This window comes from Bordetella genomosp. 11 (assembly GCF_002261215.1).
Lineage (GTDB): Bacteria > Pseudomonadota > Gammaproteobacteria > Burkholderiales > Burkholderiaceae_B > Bordetella_C.
The window spans coordinates 2,164,210-2,189,056 of the sequence record NZ_NEVS01000004.1; the positions used below are offsets into that span (position 1 = coordinate 2,164,210).

Below are 24,847 nucleotides of genomic sequence, written 5' to 3' on the forward strand. Positions count from 1 at the left end.
GTTCTCATACGAGCATCGCGACAGGATGCTCCAGGTACCAGGTCAGGCGCGCCAGCCACCGCGCGGCCAGTTCGCCGTCGATGGCGCGGTGGTCCACGGCCAGGGTATAGCGCATGACCGAGCCGACCCGTATCGTATCCTCATCGACCACCGCTTCCCTGACGATCGCCCCGACCGCCAGCATGGCCGACTGCGGCGGATTGATGATGGCGGCAAAATCCGGGACGCCCAGCATGCCCAGATTGCTGATGCCGAAGCTGCCTCCCTCGTATTCGGCCGGGGCCAGCCGGCCCGCCCGCGCGCGTTCGATCAGCGCCGTCATGGCCTCGCTGATCGCCGGCACGCCAAGCCCGTCCGCGGCCTTGACGATGGGCGTCACCAGGCCGTTGGGCGTGGCAACGGCCACCGAGATGTCCGCATGGCGGTGCCGCCGCAGCGCGTCGGCCGTCCAGGTGACGTTCATGTCCGGCACATCGCGCAAGGCGCAGGCGGCACCGCGTATCACCAGGTCGTTGATGGACACGCGGCCCGGCACGACAGCCTTCAATTGCTCGCGCAGCCCCAGCAGCGCGTCGGCCCGGCACAGTCCGCGCAAATAGAAATGCGGGATCGTGCTTTTGCTTTCGGTCAACCGGCGCGCGATCGCCTTGCGCATGGAACCATGGGGAATCAGGTCGAAACCGGCCGCATCGGTGTGCCCCCCGGCCGGTGCCGGACGCGTGCCATCGCCGGCCAGCGCCTGTTCGACGTCCCGCTTGACGATGCGCCCTTGCGGACCGGACCCCGCCAGGCCGGACAGCGCCAGCCCCGCCGCGGCGGCCGTGCGCCGCGCGACCGGGCTGGCGAAGATGCGCGACGGATCCGCCGGGCCCGGCGACGGGGCGGCGGGCTCGGCCGCCTCCACCTGTTCCCCGGCTTGCGCGATATCGCGCGGCGTTTCGCCCTCCCGCAACAGCAAGGCAACCGGGGCGCCTACCGCCACGCGGGTGCCCTGTGCCACCAGCAGCTTCCCGACCACGCCGTCGTGTTCGGCCTCCAGGTCCACCACTGCCTTGTCGGTTTCTATCCCGCCCAGGCTATCGCCCGCGCGCACGCTATCGCCTTCCTTCACGATCCATTCGGCCAGCACGGCGTCCGGCGCGTTGGCCGACACGGCCGGCATGCATACCATCGTCGCCATCAGCCTTCCCCCTTATTGCGCAGGATGTCGCGCAGTCCCTCGATCACTTCCTCGGTGCGTGCCGCCGCCGCCCGCTCCAGCACCCGGGAGATACTGGGCGCGGCCAGGCCGCCGGTCACGCGCTGGACCGGCTGGTCCAGCCAATCGAAATAGCGCCGCTGGATCTCGTCGGCCAGCCAGCCTCCATACGAGGTCCCGCGCGCGCCCTGCTCCACGATGAGCACATTGTTGGTCTTGCGCACGCTGGCGCCCACGGTCTCCCAATCCAAGCTGGCGCGGTCCAGCCAGCGCAGGTCGATCAGGTCCGCTTCCATCCCCAGGCTGTCCAGGGCCTCCATGGCGTGGTCGACCATCGACAGGTAGGCGATCACCGTTACCGCGGGTCCCGTGCGCCGCAGGGCGGCACGCCCCACCGGCAGCACGAAATCCAGGTCGTCGCGCGGCGCCGGCGCCATGGCGTTGTACAGATCCACGTGCTCGATCACCAGCACCGGGTCCTTGCAGCGCAAAGCCGCGTTCATCAGTCCCACGTAATCGCAGGGATTGGAAGGCGCGACGATGCGCCATCCGGGACAGGTCGCGAAAATGCCGGCGGGATCCATGGAATGCTGCGATCCATAGCCGGTGCCCATCGCGACCTTGGTGCGCAATACCAGCGGCACAGGATCGTCGCCGCCGAACATGTGGCGTACCTTGCCGATCTGGTTGAAGACCTGATCGGCCGCCACCCACATGAAATCGGGGTACATGAACTCCACCACCGGCTTGTAGCGGCCGTCCAGGGCGATACCGCCGGCCAGTCCGACGAAGGCGTTTTCGCTGATGGGCGTGCCCAGGCAACGGTCCGGATAGCGCTGCGCCAGTCCCCGCGTGGCGCCATTGGTGCCGCCCTTCAAACGATGCACGTCTTCTCCCATGACCACGACGGTATCGTCGCAAGCCATGCGTCGGTCCATGACGTCGGCCACCACATCGACGAACTTGCGCGGCACCGTCTCGCCCCGGAATTCGTCGTCGGTGGCGTCGCGGCGGGCCGGCATCTCGGACAGATCGCCCAGTATCCCCACGTCGCGGAAATCCGCGGAGGGCCATAGCCGGGGGCGTATACGGCGCTTGCCTTCGCCGGCTTCCGGGTCCGCCTCCAGCAGCGCATCCACCGCGGCACGCATCGCCAGCGCGACGCGTCCGCGCAGCGCGTCGATCTGCGCCGGCGCGATCAGCTCGCGTGCCACCATCCGCCGCGCCAGCAGATCCAGGGGATCGCGCGTGCGCCAGGCTTTTTCTTCCTCGCGGTCGCGGTAGCCGAACGCGCTGCCCGGAAAGGGACCGTTCTGGTGGAAATAGCGATAGACATCCGCTTCGATCACGGTGGGGCCGTCGCCGGCACGCATATACGCCAGCGCGGCTCGCATGGCCAGATGCACCGCCAGCGGATCCATGCCGTCGACATGCCAGCTGGGGATGTTGAATGCCATGCCGCGCGCCGACAGGCGCGGCTCGGCGGTTGTCTCGTCCACGCCGGTGGCGACCGCATAACGATTGTTCTCGATGAAAAAGCACAGCGGCAGCTTCCATGCCGCCGCCAGATTCATGGTTTCCAGCACCGAGCCGATGTTGATGGCCCCGTCGCCGAAGTAGGTCACCATGACGGCATCGCTACCTGCCCGGCGATTGGCCCAGGCCTGGCCGGCGGCCATGGGCACGCCGCCGCCGACGATGGCATTCGTGCCCAGCGCGCCGGCCTCGGGCCAGCGCAGGTGCATGGAACCGCCGCGCCCCTTGCAGAAGCCCTGCGCCAGCCCCAGGATTTCCGCCAGTGTCCGCTGCAGCAAGGCCTGCACGGCGGGCGCGATATCGGCCGTGGGATCGATGCCGTCCGGACACAGATACGCCAGCGATTTCGCCAGGAACTGGTGATGGCCGCGATGCGAACCGCTGACGCCGTCGTCCGCGCGCAGTCCCACGATGGATCCGGCCGCCCCGCCCTCCTGGCCGATGCTGGAATGCGCGGGGCCGTGCACCAGCCCTTCGCCGGCCAACGCCAGCACGGTTTCCTCGAAGCCACGGATCAGGTGGCAATGCGCCAGCAGCGTGCCCAGCAGGACGGGATCGGCCTGCGCCCAATCCTGTTCGGTGCTGGACAGCGCCATCCAGGGCGCGCGCGGGGTCAGGGTCTGCAAATCCGGCATGGGAGCGGCGTCCTCAAAGATAGCCGTTGGCGGTCCATCCGCCGTCCGACAGCATGGCATGGCCGGTGGTGTAGCGCGCCGCATCCGATGCCAGGAAAAGCGCGACCTCGGCCATCTCCTGGGGCGAGCCCAACCGTCCCATGGGAGCGCGGCCCTCGATACGGCCGGCGTCCAGCGCGCCGCGCGCGATCAGGTCGTCCACCAGGGCCGTGCGGATATAGCCCGGGCACAGCGCATTGACACGCAGGCCATGGCACGCCCATTCGACGGCCAGGGACTTGGTCAGTGCGATGACGCCTGCCTTCGCCGCGCAATAGGCGGCGCGTTCCGGCGCGGCCACGACGCCGTACATCGAGGCCGTATTCACGATGACGCCGCCGCCTTGGTCCACCATGATGCGGCCGGCCGCCTGGCAGCAATAGAACACACCGGTCAGGTCGATATCGATGGCGCGCCGCCATTCCTCCCCGCTCAATTCCAGCGTCGGTTTGTTCATCGAAATACCGGCGTTGTTCAGCGCAATGTCGATCCTCCCGAAATGCGTCCGCGCCGCCGCATACGCCCGTTCGACCGCGGCATCGTCGCGTACCGAAACCGGCAGGCACAGCGTCTGGACATCGTGATGGCGTTCGCCCAATTGCGAGGCCGCCGTTGCCATCCCGCCGGCGTCCAGGTCCATCAGCGCCAGGCGGCAGCCGTGCCGCGCAAAAGCGTCCAGCATGGCGCGCCCGATGCCGTGGGCGGCACCGGTACACACCACGACTTTGCCGCGCAGGTCTGGGTAATGGGCCAATCGCGGCGCATCGGGGTCGGGCATGGCTGTTGTCTCCGGGCATCGTTATAGGCGGCATGCCGTTCGTCGCGGCAGCGCTTTCAGGGCATCCTATCTGCTTATCAACTTGCCTTACAACTACGTATAAACCCTGATCTTCAATGCCGCTACCGTCGGCCGCGCCGTCGCGGAATGGAGGGCCTGCCGCATAATGACCCTGTCCGCTGTTCCGCTGTCCGTCCCATTCCCACCAGGAGCACGCATGGCCGCCATCGCTTCCGCCGAGGTATTGCTCGTCAATCTGCCGCCCAAGGTCAAACGCACGGATGCCGTCCAGAGTTTCGAATGCCAGGAAACACCGATGGTGCGTATCCGCGATGCCGATGGCATGGTCGGCACGGGATACAGCTACACCATCGGTACCGGCGGCTCGTCGGTGGCCCGCCTGATCGACGACCATCTCGCCCCCATGCTGATCGGCCGCGAAGCCGACGACATCGAAAAGCTATGGCGGGACCTGTTCTTTCGCGTGCACGCGACCACGGTGGGCGCGCTGACTTCCATCGCGCTGGCGGCAATCGACACTGCCTTGTGGGACCTGCGGGCGCGCCGGGCCGCCCTGCCCCTGCACCGGCTGGCGGGCGGCGCCAAGGACGGCATCGAGATGTACTACACCGAAGGCGGTTGGCTGCATCTGGACGAGGCGCAACTGGTCGAAGAGGCGCTGCGCGCGCAGGCGGCAGGCTTCGGCGGCACCAAGATCAAGGTCGGCCGCCCGCACGTGGCCGAGGATGTGCAACGCCTGTCGGCGGTACGCGATGCCGTCGGCCCCGGCTGGGAAGTGATGACCGACGCGAACCAGGGCCTGAGCCTGTCCGAAGCCATCCGGCGCGCGCGCTGCTTCGAGGCGCTGGACGTCGCCTGGTTCGAGGAACCCATCCACGCGGACGACGTCGATGCCCATCGCCGTCTCTGCGCGTCGACGACCGTACCGATCGCCGTCGGCGAATCCCTGTACAGCCTGACGCAGTTCAAGGATTACCTGCAGGCCGGCGCCTGCACCATCGTGCAGGTCGACGTCGGCCGCATCGGCGGGATCACGCCGTGGCTGAAAGTGGCGCATATGGCCGAAGCGTACAACGTACCGGTCTGCCCGCACTTCCTGATGGAATTGCATCTTGCGCTCTGCTGCGCGGTTCCGAACAGCCGGTGGCTCGAATACATTCCGCAGCTCGATATGGTGACCGGCACCGGCATGCGCGTCGAAGGCGGGCGGGCCATTCCGTCGGCCGAACCGGGCCTGGGTATCGATTGGGACTGGGACAAGCTGGCGCGGTATCAGGTGCATCGCAGCGAGCACCGCTAAGCCGTCCCGATACCGCCCGATGGATGCTCGGCCGCGGCGCGGCGATCCCTTAAACGTGGGCGAGCCCCTTGATGGAAGCATGCAGGAAGCCCATCAGGGCCTCGCCACCCTTGCCCAGTCCGCCGCGCTTGCGCCACACCCCGCCGATGTCCATGGTGGGGACCTCGTCGCTCAGATCGCGGCGCAGGATGCGCCGCCCTTCCAGCGACCAGGGCCGATAGACCAGGTCCGACAGAATGGTCACGCCCTGCTGCAGCGCGACCAGGCTGCGCACTGCCTCGGGCGAGCGGCTCTGGAAACGGACGCGCGGATGCAGGCCCTGGCGCCCCCAGTACTTGCCCACCGTCTCGATGTGTTCGTCCATGTCCAGCATCACGTAATCGGCCCGCGCCACATCGGCCAGGCGCACTTTGTCCGCATGCTGGAATGGATGATCCGGATGCGTCCACAAGCGCCGCGGCGACTTCAGCATCGTGTCGTATTGCAGCTTGTCGAAGCGGGTCAGGTTCGAGACGATGGCCAGCGCCAGATCGAGCTTTCCCGCCAGCAGGCCCTGTTCCACCTCGGCGCGATCCCGCTCCACCACCTCCAGCCGCAGATTGGGAAAGCGCTGCCCCACGGCGGCAATGACCGCCGGCATCAGGTAGGCAGAGATGGTCTCCGTCACGCCCAGGCGCAGGCAGCCGCTCAGTTCATCGGGTTCGGCCCGCATGTCCTCCATCGCCCGCGCGAAAGCCCCCGTCACGTTCTGCGCGTGGCGGGCGAAACGTTCGCCGGCGTCCGTCAGATGCAGCCCCTTGGCATGGCGCACGAATAGAGGCGTTCCCACGCTCTGCTCCAGATTGCGCAAGGCGATGGTCACCGACGACTGCGACACATTGCACCGTAGCGCCGCTTTGGATACCTGGCCGGTTTCGGCCAGCGCCAGAAAGTATTCGAACTGCCGGAGCGTGATCTGCATGGCGGCGCATCCTATGATATTGATGCTGTATATATTGCGATTTCAAAAATTTATATTAGCAATATTGCGCGCCTCGCCCTAGTATCACCGCGTTCGACATACAGAAAACACAATCGGGGTAAGGCAGGTGCTTACGGAGAAGCGCGGCTATTGCACGCTCTGCCGCTCGCGCTGCGGCACGCGCAACATCGTTCGGGACGACGCACTGGTACGCGTCGTGCCCGATACCGACCATCCCACCGGCCAGGCGATGTGCATGAAGGGCCGCGCGGCGCCCGAACTGGTGCACAGTCCGCATCGCATCCTGTACCCCATGCGCCGCACGCGGCCCAAGGACGGCGGCGACCCCGGCTGGCAACGCATAGGCTGGGAAGAAGCCCTGCGCGAAACGGCCGCGCGGCTGGATGCGGTCCGGCGCGAAAGCGGCCCCGAAGCGGTGGCGTTCGGCGTCACCACGCCCAGCGGCACGCCGCTGTCGGACAGCATCGACTGGATCGAGCGCTTCGTGCGCGGGTTCGGCAGCCCCAACATTTGCTACGCCACCGAAGTCTGCAACTGGCACAAGGACTACGCCCACGCCTTTACCTTCGGCTGCGGCATGCCGGTCCCCGACTATGCCAACAGCGGCCTTATCCTGCTGTGGGGCCACAACCCGGCCAACACCTGGCTGGCCCAGGCGCATGCGGTGGGCGTGGGCCGCGCGGCCGGTGCGCGGCTGCTCGTGGTGGACCCCCAGTGCACCGCGCTGGCCGCGCAGGCGGATGCCTGGCTGCAGGTACGTCCCGGCACCGATGCCGCCCTGGCCTTGGGGCTGGCGCATTTGCTGATCGAAGGCCAGGACTATGACGCCGCGTTCGTACGCGACTGGACGAACGCACCGCTGCTGGTCCGCGGCGACACGGGCGGATTCCTGCGCGTGAGCGACCTGGCGGTACGGCCCGCGAACGCCGGCTCGTCGGGCCGGCACGGTTCCGGCCGTCGGAACGGCGCCAGCGAAGCGGGTGACGAGGACGCCTTCGTCGCCTGGGACGGGCAGGCCGGAAGCCCCGTGGCCTACGACACCCGCTTTGCGGCCGCCGCGCAAGGCGGCGCGCGCCACGCCCTGCGCGGAGCATACGAAATCCCCCTGCGCGACGGCGGCAGCATTCGCTGCCGGCCGGTCTTCGACCTGCTGGCCGCGCATTGCGCGTCCTACACGCCCGACCATGTCGCGCGCGTCACCGGCGTACCGGCGGACCAATTGCGAACGGCCGCGCGACTCATCGCGGACGCGCCCAGCGTGGCCTATTACGCGTGGACCGGCATCGGCCAGCAGGGCAATGCCACGCAGACCGAGCGTGCCGTCGCGGTGCTCTATGCGCTGACCGGCAGTTTCGATGTCCCGGGCGGCAACCGGGTCTACCCCGCGCAACCCGTGGCGACGGTGAACGGCATGGACCTGATCGCGCCGGAACAGCGCGCCAAGGCGCTGGGCCTGGCCCACCGTCCGTTGGGACCGCCAGCCCAGGGCTGGATCACCGCACGCGACATGTACCAGGCGATCCTGGACGCAAAACCGTACCGCGTCCGCGCCATGATGGCGTTCGGCACCAATCCCCTGGTGTCCCAGGCCGACGTGGACATGGGCAGGCAGGCCCTGCAGGCACTGGAATTCCACGTGCACTGCGATCTGTTCGAAACGCCGTCGGCACGCTATGCCGATATCCTGCTGCCCATCAACACCCCGTGGGAACGGGAAGGCCTGCGCGTCGGTTTCGAGATCACGCCACAGGCCCAGGAACGCATCCAGTTGCGGCCGCGCATGGTATCGCCGCGCGGCGAATCGCGGTCGGACAACGACATCGTCTTCGACCTGGCGTGCCGGCTCGGCATGGCCGACCTGTTCTTCGGCGGCAGCCTGGAGCAAGGCTGGAACCACATGCTGGCCCCGCTGGGCATCACGGCGGCGGACCTGCGCGCCGCCGATGGCGGCATGCGCCTGCCGCTCGCACACCATGACCGCAAGTATGCCGCCGCGTCCGGCGGCGAGCACGCACCGGAACACAGCCGTGCCGACGACCTTCCGGGCACCCCGCCTGAAAACACGCCGCCCGGCGCCGGGCCCGCGGCGGTCGCCGGCTTCGCCACGGAAACGCGGCGGGTCGAACTCTATTCCGAACGCCTCCTGCGGCACGGCTACGACCCCCTGCCCGTCCACCGCGAACCGGCGGAGGCGCCCAGCGGCGGCGACGCCGACTATCCCGTCGTCCTGACCACCGCCAAAAGCGGCTATTACTGCCACAGCCAGCATCGTTCGCTGGTGTCCCTGCGCAAGCGCGACACCTTGCCGCGCATCGGCCTGCATCCCGCACTGGCCGCGCGCCGCGGCATCGCGGCGGGCGACTGGGTGCGCGTGCGTACACGGGCCGGCCAAGCCCGTTTCGTCGCCCAGCTGCAGCCCGACCTCCAGGAAAACGTCGCGGTGGCCGACTACGGCTGGTGGCAGGCCTGCCCCGAACTGGGCCGGGACGGCTATCCCGTGCAAGGCCAATACAGCAGCAACTACAACGCGCTGATCCGCGCCGATGCCGCCGACCCGATCAGCGGATCGGTGCCCATGCGCGCCTTTGCCTGCGACATCGCGCGCGACCCGGCCAGCGATCCCGATCGCCGCCCCTGGGCCGGTCTGCGCGCGTTCCGGGTGACCGCGCTGACGCGACGCAGCCCCGATGTCCTGGAAATCGCCTTCGCGCCGGTCGACGGCAAAGGCCTGCCCGACCCCCAACCCGGACAGCACATCACGCTGCGGCTGGCCGCACCGCCGCAAGACAGCGCGAACGCGTCGCCCGAGACGATCACGCGCGCCTATTCCCTGGTCGACGCGGCACAGGATGCGGCGCGCGACCGCTACACCATCGCGGTACGCCGCCAGCAAGGCATCACCGGTGCCGGCACCCCATGGCACGGCCATATGTCGGGGCACCTGCATACCCGCCTGTGCGTGGGCGACCGCGTCGAACTGGGCGCGCCTTCCGGCAGCTTCATCCTGCCGCTGCGGTCACCGCAGCCGGTGGTGCTGTTCGCGGGCGGCATCGGGATCACGCCTTTCATGGCCTACCTGCGTTCCCTGGCGGCGCAGCCCGCGGAGGAACGCGACCGCATGCCGGCCGTCTGGCTGCACTATGCGAACCGCACACCGGACAGCGAAGCCTACGCCGGCGACATCGCGGAGCTGGCTGCCCGGCTACCCCGCCTGACGGTGCGCCGCTACTACAGCGATGCGCCGGACCTGCCTGGCGCGGCAGGCCGCTTCGCGACAGCCGACGCCGTCGACGACGCCGCGATCCAGGCGCGGGCGCGCTTCTACCTGTGCGGACCCGCGCCCATGATGCAGGCGATCACGGCAGGCCTGGTGGCGCGCGGCGTGCCCGCTTTCGATATCTTCAACGAAATCTTCCGCTCGCCGGCGCGTGTCGACGTGGATCCAGCGCGCCGGTATGCGGTTCGCTTCGCCCGCTCGGACACCGAAGCCGCATGGTCGGCGGCGCGCGGCGTCCTGCTGGGTTTTGCCGAAGGCCTGGGCTTGTCCTTGCCCAGCGGGTGCCGCGTGGGTCAATGCGAAAGCTGCGCGGTAAGAATCGTCCAGGGCCAGGTGCGCCACCTGCATGGCGCGGAACCGGAGGACCCCGAGGTGTGCCTGACCTGCCAGGCGGTGCCCACGACGGATCTGGTCCTGGACGCCTGATTCTTTTTACGGAAGTGTTTACGAAAGTCTTTTTGCCACGAATGCACAAGGGGAAATCATGAAAGCAGAATCTGTCATCAAGAACGGCGCCGCGCCCGGGCAGGACGGCGGCGCCCTGGAACGCATGGCCGCATCGGTCACGCGCTGGTCCGAGAAGTGGTTCCCGGACGCCTACATTTTCGCGGTCATCGCCGTGGTGGTCGTCGCGCTAGGCGCCATGGCCAACGGCGCGCCCGCCAAGAGCGTGGGCCTGGCCTTCGGCGACGGCTTCTGGACGCTGATTCCCTTCACCATGCAAATGGCCATCGTGGCCATTTCGGGCTACGTCGTGGCGGCCTCGCCACCCGCGGCCCGGCTCATCGCGTGGCTGGCCGGCCATCCCAAAACGGGGCGCGGCGCCATCTGCTATGTGGCCCTGATCAGCATCCTGGCATCCCTGCTCAATTGGGCCATCAGCCTGATCTTCAGCGGCCTGCTGGTGCGCGCGCTGGCGCGCCGCAAGGAACTGCGCATGGACTACCGCGCGGCCGGCGCCGCCGCCTACCTGGGCATGGGCGCCACCTGGGCCTTGGGCTTGAGTTCGTCGGCCGCCCAGCTGCAAGCCAACCCCGCCAGCCTGCCGCCGGCGCTATTGAAGATCACCGGCGTCATTCCCTTCACGGAAACGATTTTCCTGTGGCAGTCCTTCGCCATCGCGGTCGTGCTGACCATCGCGTCCATGATCGTCGCCTTCTATTCCGCGCCGCGCGGCGACAAGGCCGTAACGGCCGAAGACCTGGGCGTGGACCTGGGTGCGTCCATCGAGAAAGTCGACCCGCCGTCGCGTCCCGGCGATTGGCTGGAATACAGCCCCGTGCTGACCATCCTGCTCGTGGCCCTGGGCGCGACCTGGATCGTCAACGAATTCGCCACCAAGGACGCCATCCTGGCGATCTCCAACCTGAACACGTACAACTTCGTGTTCCTGATGCTGGGCATGCTGCTGCATTGGCGGCCTCGCAGTTTCCTGAACGCCATCGCCAAATCGGTGCCGTCGGTCGGCGGGGTGCTGATCCAATTTCCGCTGTACGGCGGCGTCGCCTACATCCTGACCAAGGCGGCCGGCACGGACGGCCACACGCTGGCCCATATGTTGTCCGCCTTCTTCGTGTCGGTGTCCTCGCACGCATCGTTCCCCGCGCTGATGGGCATCTATTCCGCCGTGCTGGGCTTCTTCGTGCCGTCCGGCGGCGGCAAGTGGATCATCGAGGCGCCCTATGTCATGCAGGCCGCCAACGACCTGCACGTCCACCTGGGTTGGGCGGTCACCGTCTACAACGCCGCCGAAGCGCTGCCCAACCTGATCAACCCGTTCTGGATGCTGCCGCTTCTGGGCGTGCTGGGCGTGCGCGCGCGCGACGTCGTGGGCTTCACCTTCACGCAACTGATCGTGCATGCGCCCATCGTCCTGATCATGCTGTGGACGCTGGCCGCCACGCTGGAGTACAAGCCGCCGGTCATGCCGTGACCGCCGCGCCATAAAGACAGCCCCCGACCGGCCCGGCGCCAAAGATCAAGGCACACCGGCGTCCGGCGGGGAGATGCCTGTCGGGGCCGGCCCCTCCCGCCGGACGAAAGCCGGCTAGCGCACCTTACCCTCCTTCCACGCCTGCAGCAGCTTGTCGTAGGCGATGGTCTCGCCCTTGGGCTTCTCGTTGGCCAGCTTCTTCCAGGGCGCATGCTGGTCCGACAGCCACTTCGACGGATCGCTGCGCGGGTTCAGCTTGGGCGCGCAGTGCGCCATGCCGGCGCGCTGCAGTCGCGCCATGACCTGGTCCATTTCGTTGGCCAGGCTATCCATGGCTTGCTGCGGCGTTTTTTCCCCGGTTACGGCGGTGGCGATGTTGTTCCACCAAAGCTGCGCCAGCTTGGGATAATCCGGTACGTTGGTACCGGTCGGGGTCCAGGCCACCCGTGCCGGGCTGCGGTAGAACTCGATCAGGCCGCCGTAGTTATCGGCGTTCTTGGTAAAGAAGTCGCTGTGGATGTCGCTGTCCCGGATGAAGGTCAGCCCGGTGATGGACTTCTTCAGCGACACGGTCTTGGACGTGACGAATTGCGCGTACAGCCAGGCGGCGGCCATGCGGTCGGGATTGGTGGACTTGAAGAAGGTCCATGAACCCACATCCTGGTAGCCGTTCTGCATGCCGTCCTTCCAGTACGGGCCATACGGCGAAGGCGCCATGCGCCATTTCGGCGTACCGTCCGCGTTGACCACCGGCAGCCCTTTCTTCGTCATATCCGCCGTGAAGGCCGTGTACCAGAAGATCTGCTGCGCGACCTGGCCCTGGGCGGGCACGGGCCCCGCCTCCGAGAACGTCATGCCGGTTGCCTGCTGCGGCGCGTACTTCTTCATCCAGTCGATGTACTTGGTCAACGCATACACCGCCGCCGGGCTGTTGGTGGCGCCGCCACGCTCCACCGACGCGCCGACCGGCGTGCATTTGTCGTCCGCCACCCGTATGCCCCATTCATCCACCGGCATGCCGTTGGGCAGGCCCTTGTCCGCCGTCCCGGCCATGGACAACCAGGCATCGGTAAACCGCCAGCCCAGCGACGGATCCTTCTTGCCGTAGTCCATGTGGCCGTACACGCGCTTGCCGTCCACTTCCTTGACGTCATTGGTGAAGAAATCCGCGATGTCCTCGTACGCCGACCAGTTGGTGGGTACCCCCAGGTCATAGCCGTACTTTGCCTTGAAGCGGTCCTGCAGGTCCTTGCGGGCGAACCAGTCCGCCCGGAACCAGTACAGGTTGGCAAACTGCTGGTCCGGCAACTGGTACAGCTTGCCGTCCGGGGCGGTGGTAAAGCGCGCGCCGATGAAGTCCTTCAGATCCAGGCCCGGATTGGTGTATTCCTTGCCCGAACCGTTCATGTAATCCGATAGCGGCAGGATCGCGCCGTAGCGGTAATGCGTGCCGATCAGGTCCGAATCGGATATCCACCCGTCATAGATCGACTTGCCCGACTGCATCGACGTTTGCAGCTTCTCGACCACATCCCCTTCCTGGATGATGTCGTGGTTTACCTTGATGCCCGTGATCTCCGTGAAGGCCCGGGCCAGTGTCTTGGACTCGTATTCATGCGTCGTAATGGTCTCGGACACCACGTTCACTTCGTTGACGCCTTTCGCCTTCAGCTTGGCCGCGGCATCGATAAACCACTTCATTTCGGCCATCTGCTGGTCCTTGGACAGCGTCGAGGGCTGGAACTCCGTATCGATCCACTTCTGCGCCTCGGGCGCCCCGGCCCAGGCACCGGACGATCCGATCAGGGCGATGGCGGCTGCCACGGCATGCATGCGCAATTTCATGAGCTGTCTCCTCGATAAGCCCTCCCTCGGGATGCTGCGGACGCGGCCGGGGAAGGCGAAGGCCGTGATCCATGAATTCGTCGCGGCCCGGACATGGCGGGCCGGACTTTATTTATCCCTTGCGCATGACCAGCGCCAACACCAGCATCGAGACCGCGAAACCGATCCATACCGACGGCGGCTCGTCCAGCGACCACCAGGTCATGAAGCGTTCCCCCATTCCCACGAAAAGCAGGTTTACCCAGGCGGCGCACATCAGGCCGATGAACAATCGGTCGCCCCGCGTGGTCGCGATGGGCAGGAATCCCTTGCGCAAGCGCGTCGGGCTACGCAGTTCCCACACCGTCATGCCGGCCAGCATCAGGACGACGCAGCCGAAGAACACGGCGACCGGGGTCGTCCACACCATCCAGTCGAACATCGTCGCCTCCCTATACCCGGCCCATCGCGAAACCCTTGGCGATGTACCGGCGCACGAACCAGATCACGATGCCGCCCGGCACGATGGTCAGCACGCCCGCGGCGGCCAGCACGCCCCAGTCCATGCCCGCGGCCGAAACGGTGCGCGTCATGGTGGCCACGATGGGCTTGGCGTTGACCGAAGTCAGCGTGCGGGCCAGCAGCAGTTCCACCCAGCTGAACATGAAGCAGAAGAAAGCCGTCACGCCCACGCCCGCCTTGATCAGCGGCAGGAATATCGTCAGGAAGAAACGCGGAAAGGAATAGCCATCCACGTAGGCGGTCTCGTCGATCTCGCGCGGCACGCCGGACATGAAGCCCTCCAGTATCCACACTGCCAGCGGCACGTTGAACACAAGGTGCGCGAGCGCCACGGCGATATGCGTGTCCATCAGTCCCAGCGACGTATACAGCTGGAAGAAGGGCAGCAGGAAGACGGCCGGCGGCGTCATCCGATTGGTCAGCAGCCAGAAGAACACATGCTTATCGCCGATGAAGCTGTAGCGCGAAAACGCGTAGGCCGCGGGCAAGGCGACCGCCAGCGAGATGACGGTATTGATGGCGACGTAGATCAGCGAATTGATGTAGCCCGAATACCATGCCGGATCGGTGAAGATGGTGTGATAGTGCCGCAGCGTGAATTCGCGCGGCCACAGTGTCAATGCGCCGACGATTTCGCTATTCGGCTTGAACGACATGTTCAGCATCCAGTACAGCGGCAGGATGGCGAACAGCAGGTACAGGATCAGGAAGGCGCTGCGCCAGAAAACGGGCTTGTCACGCATTGGCGTTCTCCTCTTCCATGGTGCCGGACGTGCCGGCGCGCTGGATCCAGTTGTACAGGATGAAGCACAGCAGCAAGATAATCAGGAAGTACACAATGGAAAAGGCCGCCGCCGGGCCCAGGTCGAACTGCCCCACGGCTTTCTGCGTCAGGTACTGCGACAGGAAGGTAGTGGCATTGCCCGGGCCGCCGCCGGTCAGGACGAAAGGCTCCGTGTAGATCATGAAGCTGTCCATGAAACGCAGCAATACCGCGATCATCAGCACGCCGCGCATCTTGGGCAATTCGATATAGCGAAACACCGCCAGGCGCGATGCCCCGTCGATGCGGGCGGCCTGGTAATACGCCTGCGGGATCGCCCGCAGGCCGGCATAGCACAGCAGCGCCACCAGCGGCGTCCAATGCCAGACATCCATCACCAGCACGGTGACCCAGGCGTCCAGGTCGTCGCCTGTGTAGTTGTAGTTGAACCCCAGCCATGACAGCGTGGCACCCAGCAGGCCGATATCCGTCCGGCCGAATACCTGCCATATCGTGCCGACCACGTTCCAGGGAATGAGCAGCGACAGCGCAACGATGACCAGCACCGCCGACGCCTGCCAGCCGAAGGCCGGCATGCACAGCGCCACCAGGATGCCCAGGGGGATTTCCACCAGCAGGACGGCCAGCGAAAAACCGATCTGGCGCCAGAGCGCGTTGTGCAGTTCCGGATCCTGCAGCACCGACGCGAACCATTCCGTGCCGACGAAAACCCGGCGGTCGGGCGCAATAATGTCCTGGACGGAGTAATTCACGATGGTCATCAGCGGCAGGATCGCGGAAAAGGCCACGCACACCACCACGGGCAGCACCAGCAGCCAGGCTTTCTGGTTGATCGGCTTCATCGGATCAGTTCCTCGTCGCGGTAAAAACAGCTGTGCGGATTGAGCACGGAAAGCCAGGCGATGGCGCCGGGCGCGGCCACGCCACTGTCCAGGGGCAGGCGGGCCCGCACCGTCCGGCCCTCGAAGGTGCCGGTCAACAGCAGATAGGTGCCGATGTCCTGGATGCGCGTCACCGCCACCGGCAAGGCGTCTTGCGCGTCCGCCGCGCACAGGCGCACGAATTCCGGCCGTATGCCCAAGGTGAACGCGCCCGTCGCGGCCAGGGTCGCGGCGAGATCCGGCGGCGCCTGGCGCAGCACGCGCGTACCGATACGCACCCCGCCTTCGTCCCAGCGCGCCGGCAGGAAATTCATCCCCGGCGACCCGATGAAGTGCCCGACGAAGGTATGGGCGGGACGCAGGAACAGATCGTCGGCCGTGCCCACCTGCATGACCTTGCCGCGCGACATCACTACTACCTGGTCGGCGAAGGTCAGCGCCTCGGTCTGGTCGTGGGTCACGTAGACCAGCGTCAGCTTGAACTCCTGGTGGATCTCCTTCAGTTTGCGCCGCAAGGCCCATTTCAAGTGCGGATCGATAACGGTCAGCGGCTCGTCGAACAACACGGCCGACACATCGCTGCGCACCAGTCCGCGGCCCAGCGATATCTTCTGCTTGGCGTCCGCGGCCAGGCCGCGCGCGCGCCGGTCCAGCACCGGCGATAGTTCCAGCATCTCGGCGATGCGCCCCACTCTTTCCCGCACCCGGTCTTCCGGCACGCCGCGGTTGCGCAACGGAAACGCCAGGTTCTGGGCCACGGTCATGGTGTCGTAGACGACCGGAAACTGGAAAACCTGCGCGATATTGCGCTGCTGGGGCGTCTGCCCCGTTACATCGCGGCCGTCGAAGCGGATATGGCCGGACGAAGGACGCAGCAGGCCCGACACGCAGTTCAGCAGCGTCGTCTTGCCGCACCCCGACGGCCCCAGCAAGGCATAGGCGCCGCCGTCGACGAAGGTGTATTGCAGGGGCAGCAGGGCGTAGTCTTCTTCCCTGGCGGGATGGGGAACATAGGAATGCGAGAGATCCAGCTCGATGCTCGCCATCAGTTCGCCTCCACCTTCGCGCCGACCGGCGCACGACGGTAGGCAGGCGCCGCCAGCAACTCGCCCGCGGCATCGAAGGCGTAGGTCTGGCCGGGATCGAAGTACAGGCGTATCGCTTCGCCCAGCGCGAAACGATGGACGCCGGTCAATTGCGCCACCAGGTGTCCCGCCGCCGTGGCCGTATGCACGAAGGTATCGGATCCGGAAATCTCCGCCAACTTGACCGAGCCTTGCACCGCCACGCATCCGGGCCGCTCATCCAGGTACAGCGCGCCGGCTCGCAGGCCGGCCGTGATATCGGCGCCGGCGGCGCCGGCGGGCAGCTCCCTGGGCACGCGCAGGCCGTCTTCCAGCATGAATCCCAGGCTGTCGCGCCGCGCGCGTAACAGGTTCATCGGCGGGTCGCTGAACACGCGCGCCACGCGGATGGAGCGCGGGCGATGGAAGACCTCGGCGGTGGGCCCGTATTGCAGGAGTTCGCCCGCATCCAGCACCGCGGTATGGCCGCCCAGCAGCAAGGCTTCGCCAGGCTCGGTGGTGGCGTAGACGACAGTGGAGCGCCCTTCCTCGAACAGCTCGCCCAGTTCGTCGCGCAACTCTTCTCGCAGCTTGTAGTCCAGGTTGACCAGGGGCTCGTCCAGCAGGACGAGCGGCGCGTCCTTGACCAGCGCGCGCGCCAGCGCGATGCGCTGCTGCTGGCCGCCGGACAACTCGGCGGGATACCGGGCCAGCAGATGTTCGATATGCAGGCGTCCGGCCATCGCCCTGACGCGTTCGCCCACGCCCTGCTCGCGGCGCAGCCGCAGCGGCGAGGCGATATTGTCGAAGACGGTCATCGACGGATAGTTGATGAACTGCTGGTACACCATGGCGACGTTGCGCTCGCGCACGGGAACCCGCGTCACATCCACGCCGTCGACCCGCACGGCGCCCTGGCTGGGCCGGTCCAGGCCGGCCATGATGCGCATCAGCGATGTCTTGCCCGCCTGGGTCACGCCCAGCAGGACCGTCATGGCGCCGGGTTCCGGGGCCAGGCTCATCGGATGCAGCAGGACTTGTGATCCCGCCTGTAGTTGTATGCCTTCCAGCGTCAGCCGCATCGCGTCTCCTGGCGAAAAGCTGCCTGTTAGCTTTCATCTTGTTTTCTGCGTTTGTACAGAAAGCGCGGAAGAAAGACAACGGCGGCCTGCGTCGGCCGGCTGGAATTTATCTACGGTGCGCCGGTGCGGACTTGCGCGATGCCGGGACGCGGCGACGGCGGGGTGCCAGGATCGGACGCCGCATAGCCACCCGGCGGGCGGTCGCATGCGCTATTTGCGGTGGAGAATCCAGTCCATCACGGTGCCCGTAATCCGCTGCAGTTGCTGGCTTTTGCGTACGTCATAGTTCGCGTCCGTATATCCCCACCAGTCCCAGCAGCCGCCGTAGTTCCCGGCGAAAGTCTTGGTCTGGGGATACAGGACGGCGACATGGAAAGCATCGGCCCAGCGATTGAAGCCGGCCAATCGGACAAAGTTATCGCCGACTGCCGTGTAGTTCTGGCTGCACCCGTGCAGGGCGACAAGCAGCCCGCAACGCTGGCCGTCCAGGCAGGAAGCCGGCGTGTACAAAAACGCCCAGTCCTCCATATAGGCCGAGCCGGCCGCACCGGAGACGGGAACCTGCTGAAGCTTGCCGATCGCCCCGGTCTGCACTACCCGACTCGAATCGATTTCGGGGTATAGATGCGTGAGCATCAATTTCGCGCCATCGAACTTGCAGTGCCCGATATAAGGCGGCGCGGATGTCTTGCAGTCATCCTTCGAATAGGGTTGTCCCCGGACTGGCGCGGGTGGCAGATCGGTCGGGAACGTATGCCCGAAATCGCGGCGGTTATCGTCGATAATGGTCAAGTTCGCCAGCCCGGCCTGCTGCTTGAGCGCGGTGTAATACGCCATGCCCGCTTCCGCCACGGGCGGTTTCACGATCGCATCAGCCGTACCGTGCAGCAGGTAAACGATGCCGTTGCTCAGCTCGGTCAAGGGACCGACCTCGCCGTTGTTGGAGCGCCGTATCGTGGTTTGAACGAAGCGCTTGACGTCCGCCTGCGATGGCGCGCCCTCCATGCAACGCTCGATCATGTTGGTCACACTGCCCTCGGCGCACTGGTAGGGGCCGCCCGCCAGTATCCCCGCCCGCCGGAACATTTCCGGGAAAGCGATTTGCGCCTGGACCGCCATATAGGCGCCGGACGAGAAGCCCGCCACGGCAATGCGCGAGGTGTCCACGTTGATCGGCGCGGGCGCCGATGCAGCGGCGTCACGCGGCCCGGCGGCTGGCTGGCCCCATGCGACATTCGAATACGAGCACGGTAGCAGCAGGCTGACGGCCAGAAACAACACGCCGAGCCCGTAGGTCGCGGTTTTCATTGGACTTTCACCTTGAAGAAAATCTATGTCCTGTATGCCCGGACTGCCGCCACGGGTAGTCCGGCCGGTGAATGAGCAGACGCTACATCATTTCGACGAAGGCATAGTCTATGCCGCTGCGGGTGGCGGCCGATACGTTTTCATTCACCGATACACAAGGTTTCGGTCCCCTGGGCCGGCCGGAATTTATGTACGATCGGCGGACGCGAACTTCCCGGGCCGTCGGGCTCCCGAAGCATTCGGACTGCCGATAACAACCTGATCGAGACGATGGAGACCCCCGACAATTTTCAAATCGCCATCGACAGGCAGGCGCGCATGCCGCTGGCCGGACAGATCCACCACGCCATCGGCCAGGCCATCCGCGATGGCCGATTGGCGCCCGGTGCGCGCCTGCCTTCCTGGCGGGATCTCGCTTCACAGCTGGGCGTCGCGCGCGGCACCGTGCGCGCGGCCTATGAGCGGCTGATCGACGAACAATTGCTGGTTCCCGCGGGCGCGGCCGGCACCTTCGTTTCACGCCATGGCATACCCGCACCGCCGCCGCCTCCGCCTGGCGACACGGCGCCCGTGCCGGATCTGATCCAGCGGTTCTCGGCCCGGCCCCTGACGTTCCAGATGGGCGTTCCGGGTCAGGACACATTTCCGGTGGCTGTCTGGTCGCGCCTGTTCGCCCAGGCCGCGCGCGAGATGGCATCGGGCCCGATGGGCTATCCCGATCCCCGGGGCGAAGCGCGCCTGCGCGAACAGATCGCTGCCTATCTCGCGCTGACGCGCGGCGTGTCGTGTTCGCCGGCGCAGGTTCTGATCACTGCCGGCTACAGTGGCGCGCTCAACCTGGTCATCCGCGCGCTCGGCCTGGAAGGCCGGACCGCCTGGATGGAAGACCCGGGCTTTCCTCTGACGCGGCGGGCGCTGACGCTGGCCGGCATGCGGCTGGCCCATGTGCCGGTCGATGCGCAAGGCCTGGACGTCGAGGCGGGCCTGCGCAGCGCGCCGGACGCCGCCCTGGCGGTCGTCACCCCCGGCCAGCAGGCGCCGCTGGGCGTCACCATGGCGCCGGCGCGCCGGCGCGCCCTGCTGGATTGGGCCGCGCGGCAAGGCGCGTGGGTGGTCGAAGACGATTTCCTCAGCGAACTGCAGCTGCGCGGCCGCGCCGCGCCAGCGCTGGCGGCACTGGACGGCGCCGGCCGCGTCCTGCATATCGGTACGTTCAGCAAGACGCTCAGCCCGGTACTGCGGCTGGGGTTCATCGTCGTCCCCACCGAAAAGGCCCGGCATTTCACCGAAGTGGCCGCCTGCCTGGCGCCGGCCCCGGCCTCGGCGCCGCAGCTCGCGCTGGCCGAATTTATCGGCCAGGGCCACTACCTGCGGCATCTGCGCCGCATGAAGCGGCTCTATGCCGCCCGCCGCGACGCCTTGAGTGCCTGCCTGGCGCGCTTGCCGCTGGACGCGACCGCCGCCATGGCCGGCCTGGCCGTGCGGCTGGCGCTGCCGGACGGCACCGACGACATGGAGATCGCCCGGCGCGCGCTGGACCACGGCCTGGCGCCAGGCGCGCTATCCAACTGGTATGTGTCGCTACCGCCCCGGCCAGGACTGATGCTTGCCGTCAGCAACGTCGCCGAAGCCACCCTGGAAACCGACTGCCGCACGCTGCTGCGATTGATCGATGAAGCGCGCTGATCCAGGGGCGAAGCCCGGCGATGGACGAAGCCTGCTTGCCCGGCCCCGGCCCCGGCGCGCTGCGCGGCAAGGACCGCGCCGGGGACGCTCCACTCGCACGCCGCGCATCCCACCGCGGCGCGCGGCGTCGTGCCCCGCGTCAATCCACCTCCGCCCCCGACGACTTCACCGCGGCACCCCATTTGGCGATCTCGCCCTGGATGAAGGTCCCGGTCTGGGCCGGGGTCATCGCCATCGGTTCGGCGCCGCGCTCGCGCAGATAACCTTGCATGGCCGGCGAGCTCAGGATGGCGCCGATGCGCTGGCTGAGGAAGTCCACGATGGGAGCCGGCGTGTCCTTGGGCGCCAGGACCGCCGCCCAGCCGATGGCCTCGAAACCCGGATAGCCGGATTCCGCGATCGTCGGCACGTTCGGCAGCTGCGGCAAGCGCTTGGCCGTCGTAACGGCCAGTGCGATCGCCTTGCCGCTTTGTACATGCGGCAGCCCGGCGGTGACCGAATCCACCATCAGCGGCACCTGATTGCCCAGGAAGTCCGCCTGCGCGGGCCCGCTGCCCTTGTACGGGATGTGGCGGATGTCGATCCCCGCCGCCGATTTGAACATTTCGGCCGACAAATGCTGGGTGCCGCCGATGCCGGCGCTGGCGTAGGCCAGCTCACCGGGATGTGCCTTGGCCCGCTCCACCAGTTGGCGCATCGTCTTGATGCCCGATTGCGGATTGGACAGGAACATCAACGGTACCGAGAACACCCCCGTCACCGGCGCGAAATCCTTGCTCAGGCTGTAGTCCAGCTTCTTGTATAGCGTCTGGTTGACCGCTGCCGCGCTGCCGGCGATGACCAGGGTGTAGCCATCGGCGGGCGCGCGCGCGGCCTGGGCCATGCCGATATTGCTGCCGGCGCCCGCCCGGTTGTCGACGATGATGGACTGCTTCAGTTCCGCGCCCAGCTTTTCCGCCAGGGCGCGGGCGAAGATGTCGGTCGCCTGTCCGGGCGGAAACGGCACGATCATGCGGATGGCATGATCGGGATACTGCGCGTGGGCGGCCAACGCGGCCGTGGCCAGCGTGGCGCCGGCGATCAAGTGCTTGAACATGGAAATCCCCTCCTGTGTATCGGCTCTTGGAGGTCGCATTATGGCCGATCGCACACGCCCGCCCCGACGGACGGCAGCCGCCGCACTGCGCGCGTCGAGCCGCGCGCGATGCGCGATGCCCGTGACGGTGCGGCCGGCGATCGGACCGAACCGCGCCGGATCAACGCGCCGCGGGAACGTAGGGCGGATCGCGATGCAGCGGCGTGGCGGAATAGGAAGGAGGTTTACCCGCGGGACCGCACAATCGGGTCGTGAACGGGGCCACGAACACGCGGACGCCCAGCGTCAGCGTGATAAAGGCCGGCGACACGCAATTGCCGGGCTGCTTGGGATCGCCGTACACGTCGCCGGACACCCAGCGTACTTCGCTGGTCAATTCCGCTCCGACGGGTATGGCGACTTGCGGCATGACGGGGCCCGGATGCATGCCGATGGACGACTGCGCGGCAACCCGCAGCGGCTTGTTCGCGCCGTCCAGGAAACCCACTTCCGGACGCATCGGAACCGTGCAGGTGTTCGGCCCCAGATTGCGCAGCACGACCAGCGTACCGGAATGCGAAGTACCGTCGAACTGCCCGCCTTCCCTGTCCGCGGCGAAGGATAGCTGGGCCGGGTCGCAGGTGGGCTCGGCCGCTCGCGCGGCAGCCGTCGCCAAGGTGGCGCATAGCACCAGGCAAGACGCCGCAAGGCCTTTACGAAACGAAGATGCCGGTTTCATGGGTCGATGGCTCCATGCCGCGGTTCGCGGACGCGTGATCAACCGGCATTATGCCTACGGGCGCGCGGCGGCCGCCGCCAGGATACGTTCTGTTTTCGGAAATTACACGTATCGCCTGGCGCGCAACGCCAGACGCACCGATGCGCGGGGATGGCGCCGCAGCCGCGACCCCTGACGGCCTACTCGCCGGCCGCGCCGGCCAGCGCTGTCCGGCGCGCACGGCGGCGCCACTCATAGGCCATCGTGGCCAGTACCAGCACACCCACCACGATGAATTCCATGGTAAGGACGCCGCTGGCCCCACGCAGATAATTCCCTTGCGGCCCGGCCAGGAAATGCGTCAACACAGAACCCGAAATGGCCGGTCCCAGGCCCAGCGCGCTTTGCTGCACGGTCGACAACGTGGCACTGCCCGCCCCCGCATGCTCGGACGGGACCTCCGACAAACCGATGCGGAAGAAGCATCCGACGATGAAAGCCTGGCCGAAACCGATGGGTATCGTCGCGGCCATCAGGTTGATGACGGTGGGTTCCGGCCACACCGCGCGCAACGTAAACATGAGCGCCAGGACGCCGGCCATCTGCACCAGGCAGCCGAAGATCAGCACCGGGGCCTTATCGAAGCGCGAGACCGCGCGACTGGTCATCAGCGAGCCGACGAAATACGCGGTTCCCATGGCGATGAAGGTATTGCCCGACGACAATGGCGACATGCCCGCGCCCGCCTGCAGCGTCAGCGCCATCGCGAACATGAAGCCGCTCCAGCTCGAGAAAAACAGCACGGCGATATAAACGCCGAACCGTACGCTGGACAGGCGCAACAAGGAAGGCGGCAACAAGGGGAAAGCCTTGCGGCGCTCTTGCCGCAATTCGGTAATCCAGAGCGCATACAGCAGGAAAGGCACCGCGGCCAGCATCGCCAGGCACTGCCAGGGCCAATGCAGTACCGGCCCCAGCGCCACGGGTATCAGCAGGCAAAGGATGAGCACCGCCAGCAGCCCGGTTCCCGGCCAGTCGATGCGGGCAGGATGCGAGGACCGCGTTTCGGGCAGCCAGCGGCCGGTATAGGCCATCACCAGCAGCCCTATCGGCAGGTTTATCAGGAACACGCTGCGCCAGCCCAGGCCGCCCAGATCCAGCGACACCAGCAGGCCGCCCAGCACCTGGCCCACCACGAAGGCCAGCCCGCCTATCGCCCCATATAGACCCAGGGCCCGCGAGTGCTCCGGGCCGCGCAGGCTGACGTGGATGGTTGCGAGGATCTGCGGCACCGCAAGCGCCGCGGCCACCCCCTGCAGCGCCCGTGCGGCCAGCAGCACCCACACCTGTCCCGCCAATCCGCACAGCAGCGAAGCCACCGTGAACAGCATCACGCCCCACCAGAACACACGCCGGCGGCCATAGTTATCGCCCAGGCGGCCGCCCATCGCCAGGCAGACCGCGAAAGCGACGCCATAAACGGCGACGATCAGCTCAAGTTCCATCTCGCTGGCATGCAGCGACCGCGCCATCGCGTCCAGCGCGACATTGACGATGGAAAAATCGATCATGGGCAGCAATTGGCCCGCCAGCAACAGGTACAGGCCCGCCCGGCCAAGCCGTGCGTGGGAAGTGGAAGCGGTCATTAGACGGTCGACACGACGGATCGGACAGCGCACCGGCGCGCCGCCTTGCCGTGAAAGATGCAAGGCCGGAAGTATATTTTGCGGTGCAGTAAGGGCACGCCATGCCCCTGCTGGGGACAGGGTCGCGCATCGCTGTCAGCGGAATGTCAGGTGCATATCGGGCCTTCCGCACGCATCCGCGCACCGGTACCGCGCGCGCCGGATGCGGCGGAACCTTCATGGCGAGGACCGTACTCAGGGACCTCGCTCGTTCACCCTAGGAGTTTTCCCGTGACCCTATCCCTTACCGCACAGACCCCCCTCAATGCGCAAACCCTGCCGGCGCAGCAGGAACCCCTGCACCCTCCGATTGCCCAGGACGGAATCATGGACTGGATGCCATCCTCCGCCGCCGGGATCGTCGCTTACCTACTGACCAAGGTCGCCACGTCCGACGTGGCCCAGGTCGGCGACCTCATGATCAACGGGCGCGACAACGCCATCCTGGCGCAGCGCCCGCCCGCAGAAGCCTGATCGTCTCTCGCGTCGGGCAGGTTCGGACGGCCACCACTACAATGC

At 66.8% G+C, this 24,847-nt stretch carries 19 protein-coding genes; 5 read left to right on the top strand and 14 right to left on the bottom strand.

From position 1 onward, the window contains the following. Positions 1 to 4: 4 nt before the first annotated feature. The 3 genes from CAL28_RS17300 to CAL28_RS17310 are packed head-to-tail and all read right to left on the bottom strand — an operon-like array spanning position 5 to position 4,186. The gene (locus CAL28_RS17300) at positions 5 to 1,180 is read right to left on the bottom strand and encodes a 2-oxo acid dehydrogenase subunit E2 (RefSeq protein WP_094842524.1); all 1,176 of its coding nucleotides are present in this window, start codon (positions 1,178 to 1,180) and stop codon (positions 5 to 7) included. Beyond that, a complete protein-coding gene (locus tag CAL28_RS17305) occupies positions 1,180 to 3,369 on the bottom strand; it encodes an alpha-ketoacid dehydrogenase subunit alpha/beta (RefSeq protein WP_094842525.1) in 2,190 nt (729 codons plus the stop codon). The genes CAL28_RS17300 and CAL28_RS17305 overlap by 1 nt, the downstream gene beginning before the upstream one ends. A 13-nt stretch (positions 3,370 to 3,382) precedes the next feature. Beyond that, complete coding sequence (locus CAL28_RS17310) at positions 3,383 to 4,186, bottom strand: SDR family NAD(P)-dependent oxidoreductase (RefSeq protein ID WP_094842526.1); 804 nt, start codon at positions 4,184 to 4,186, stop codon at positions 3,383 to 3,385. Positions 4,187 to 4,403: 217 nt separating this feature from the next. Between CAL28_RS17310 and CAL28_RS17315 the strand changes: the two genes are divergently transcribed. After that, positions 4,404 to 5,507, top strand: coding sequence for a mandelate racemase/muconate lactonizing enzyme family protein (locus CAL28_RS17315; RefSeq protein WP_094842527.1), 1,104 nt, complete (start codon positions 4,404 to 4,406; stop codon positions 5,505 to 5,507). 49 nt (positions 5,508 to 5,556) lie between these two features. Here CAL28_RS17315 and CAL28_RS17320 read toward each other — a convergent pair whose 3' ends face one another. Further along, complete coding sequence (locus CAL28_RS17320; RefSeq protein ID WP_094842528.1) at positions 5,557 to 6,468, bottom strand: LysR family transcriptional regulator; 912 nt, start codon at positions 6,466 to 6,468, stop codon at positions 5,557 to 5,559. Between the two features lie 127 nt (positions 6,469 to 6,595). Here CAL28_RS17320 and CAL28_RS17325 point away from each other — a divergent pair, with 127 nt between their 5' ends. Together CAL28_RS17325 and CAL28_RS17330 are read left to right on the top strand one after the other, a co-directional pair. After that, positions 6,596 to 10,192 (top strand): molybdopterin-dependent oxidoreductase, encoded by a 3,597-nt coding sequence (locus CAL28_RS17325; protein ID WP_094842529.1) that lies wholly within the window; start codon positions 6,596 to 6,598, stop codon positions 10,190 to 10,192. Between the two features lie 58 nt (positions 10,193 to 10,250). Continuing rightward, positions 10,251 to 11,699 carry a short-chain fatty acid transporter gene (locus CAL28_RS17330; protein ID WP_094842530.1) on the top strand — a complete coding sequence of 483 codons (1,449 nt, stop codon included), beginning with the start codon at positions 10,251 to 10,253 and terminating at the stop codon, positions 11,697 to 11,699. Positions 11,700 to 11,813: 114 nt separating this feature from the next. Here the strand turns inward: CAL28_RS17330 and CAL28_RS17335 are convergent, their stop codons facing one another. From CAL28_RS17335 to CAL28_RS17365, 7 genes are all read right to left on the bottom strand, one after another. After that, complete coding sequence (locus CAL28_RS17335) at positions 11,814 to 13,544, bottom strand: ABC transporter substrate-binding protein (RefSeq protein ID WP_094842531.1); 1,731 nt, start codon at positions 13,542 to 13,544, stop codon at positions 11,814 to 11,816. 112 nt (positions 13,545 to 13,656) lie between these two features. Then, positions 13,657 to 13,965 (bottom strand): DUF2160 domain-containing protein, encoded by a 309-nt coding sequence (locus CAL28_RS17340; RefSeq protein ID WP_094842532.1) that lies wholly within the window; start codon positions 13,963 to 13,965, stop codon positions 13,657 to 13,659. A gap of 10 nt (positions 13,966 to 13,975) precedes the next feature. Next, complete coding sequence (locus CAL28_RS17345; RefSeq protein WP_094842533.1) at positions 13,976 to 14,788, bottom strand: carbohydrate ABC transporter permease; 813 nt, start codon at positions 14,786 to 14,788, stop codon at positions 13,976 to 13,978. Further along, positions 14,781 to 15,671 carry a carbohydrate ABC transporter permease gene (locus CAL28_RS17350; RefSeq protein ID WP_094842534.1) on the bottom strand — a complete coding sequence of 297 codons (891 nt, stop codon included), beginning with the start codon at positions 15,669 to 15,671 and terminating at the stop codon, positions 14,781 to 14,783. The genes CAL28_RS17345 and CAL28_RS17350 overlap by 8 nt, the downstream gene beginning before the upstream one ends. Next, complete coding sequence (locus CAL28_RS17355; RefSeq protein WP_094842535.1) at positions 15,668 to 16,756, bottom strand: ABC transporter ATP-binding protein; 1,089 nt, start codon at positions 16,754 to 16,756, stop codon at positions 15,668 to 15,670. Before CAL28_RS17355 ends, CAL28_RS17350 begins: the two co-directional genes overlap by 4 nt. Beyond that, a complete protein-coding gene (locus CAL28_RS17360) occupies positions 16,756 to 17,856 on the bottom strand; it encodes an ABC transporter ATP-binding protein (protein ID WP_094842536.1) in 1,101 nt (366 codons plus the stop codon). Before CAL28_RS17360 ends, CAL28_RS17355 begins: the two co-directional genes overlap by 1 nt. 210 nt (positions 17,857 to 18,066) lie before the next feature. Beyond that, positions 18,067 to 19,164 (bottom strand): extracellular catalytic domain type 2 short-chain-length polyhydroxyalkanoate depolymerase, encoded by a 1,098-nt coding sequence (locus CAL28_RS17365; protein WP_094842537.1) that lies wholly within the window; start codon positions 19,162 to 19,164, stop codon positions 18,067 to 18,069. A gap of 270 nt (positions 19,165 to 19,434) precedes the next feature. Here CAL28_RS17365 and pdxR point away from each other — a divergent pair, with 270 nt between their 5' ends. Continuing rightward, positions 19,435 to 20,850, top strand: a complete 1,416-nt coding sequence (pdxR, locus tag CAL28_RS17370) for a MocR-like pyridoxine biosynthesis transcription factor PdxR (protein WP_094842538.1) — start codon at positions 19,435 to 19,437, stop codon at positions 20,848 to 20,850. Between the two features lie 139 nt (positions 20,851 to 20,989). Here pdxR and CAL28_RS17375 read toward each other — a convergent pair whose 3' ends face one another. From CAL28_RS17375 to CAL28_RS17385, 3 genes are all read right to left on the bottom strand, one after another. Beyond that, a complete protein-coding gene (locus tag CAL28_RS17375) occupies positions 20,990 to 21,946 on the bottom strand; it encodes a tripartite tricarboxylate transporter substrate binding protein (protein ID WP_094842539.1) in 957 nt (318 codons plus the stop codon). Positions 21,947 to 22,106: 160 nt separating this feature from the next. Further along, positions 22,107 to 22,664 carry a DUF4232 domain-containing protein gene (locus tag CAL28_RS17380; protein ID WP_094842540.1) on the bottom strand — a complete coding sequence of 186 codons (558 nt, stop codon included), beginning with the start codon at positions 22,662 to 22,664 and terminating at the stop codon, positions 22,107 to 22,109. A 179-nt stretch (positions 22,665 to 22,843) separates the two neighbouring features. Then, positions 22,844 to 24,289, bottom strand: coding sequence for an MFS transporter (locus CAL28_RS17385; protein WP_094842541.1), 1,446 nt, complete (start codon positions 24,287 to 24,289; stop codon positions 22,844 to 22,846). Positions 24,290 to 24,559: 270 nt separating this feature from the next. On the opposite strand from CAL28_RS17385, the gene CAL28_RS17390 reads away from it, so the two are divergent. Continuing rightward, the gene (locus CAL28_RS17390) at positions 24,560 to 24,802 is read left to right on the top strand and encodes a hypothetical protein (RefSeq protein WP_094842542.1); all 243 of its coding nucleotides are present in this window, start codon (positions 24,560 to 24,562) and stop codon (positions 24,800 to 24,802) included. The last annotated feature ends 45 nt before the right edge of the window (positions 24,803 to 24,847 follow it).

Coding starts and splice junctions, on each gene's coding strand:
- CAL28_RS17300 (WP_094842524.1), bottom strand. CDS start 1,180: ATGGCGACGATGGTATGCATGCCGGCCGTGTCGGCCAACGCGCCGGAC.
- CAL28_RS17305 (WP_094842525.1), bottom strand. CDS start 3,369: ATGCCGGATTTGCAGACCCTGACCCCGCGCGCGCCCTGGATGGCGCTG.
- CAL28_RS17310 (WP_094842526.1), bottom strand. CDS start 4,186: ATGCCCGACCCCGATGCGCCGCGATTGGCCCATTACCCAGACCTGCGC.
- CAL28_RS17315 (WP_094842527.1), top strand. CDS start 4,404: ATGGCCGCCATCGCTTCCGCCGAGGTATTGCTCGTCAATCTGCCGCCC.
- CAL28_RS17320 (WP_094842528.1), bottom strand. CDS start 6,468: ATGCAGATCACGCTCCGGCAGTTCGAATACTTTCTGGCGCTGGCCGAA.
- CAL28_RS17330 (WP_094842530.1), top strand. CDS start 10,251: ATGAAAGCAGAATCTGTCATCAAGAACGGCGCCGCGCCCGGGCAGGAC.
- CAL28_RS17335 (WP_094842531.1), bottom strand. CDS start 13,544: ATGAAATTGCGCATGCATGCCGTGGCAGCCGCCATCGCCCTGATCGGA.
- CAL28_RS17340 (WP_094842532.1), bottom strand. CDS start 13,965: ATGTTCGACTGGATGGTGTGGACGACCCCGGTCGCCGTGTTCTTCGGC.
- CAL28_RS17345 (WP_094842533.1), bottom strand. CDS start 14,788: ATGCGTGACAAGCCCGTTTTCTGGCGCAGCGCCTTCCTGATCCTGTAC.
- CAL28_RS17350 (WP_094842534.1), bottom strand. CDS start 15,671: ATGAAGCCGATCAACCAGAAAGCCTGGCTGCTGGTGCTGCCCGTGGTG.
- CAL28_RS17355 (WP_094842535.1), bottom strand. CDS start 16,756: ATGGCGAGCATCGAGCTGGATCTCTCGCATTCCTATGTTCCCCATCCC.
- CAL28_RS17360 (WP_094842536.1), bottom strand. CDS start 17,856: ATGCGGCTGACGCTGGAAGGCATACAACTACAGGCGGGATCACAAGTC.
- CAL28_RS17365 (WP_094842537.1), bottom strand. CDS start 19,164: ATGAAAACCGCGACCTACGGGCTCGGCGTGTTGTTTCTGGCCGTCAGC.
- pdxR (WP_094842538.1), top strand. CDS start 19,435: ATGGAGACCCCCGACAATTTTCAAATCGCCATCGACAGGCAGGCGCGC.
- CAL28_RS17375 (WP_094842539.1), bottom strand. CDS start 21,946: ATGTTCAAGCACTTGATCGCCGGCGCCACGCTGGCCACGGCCGCGTTG.
- CAL28_RS17380 (WP_094842540.1), bottom strand. CDS start 22,664: ATGAAACCGGCATCTTCGTTTCGTAAAGGCCTTGCGGCGTCTTGCCTG.
- CAL28_RS17385 (WP_094842541.1), bottom strand. CDS start 24,289: ATGACCGCTTCCACTTCCCACGCACGGCTTGGCCGGGCGGGCCTGTAC.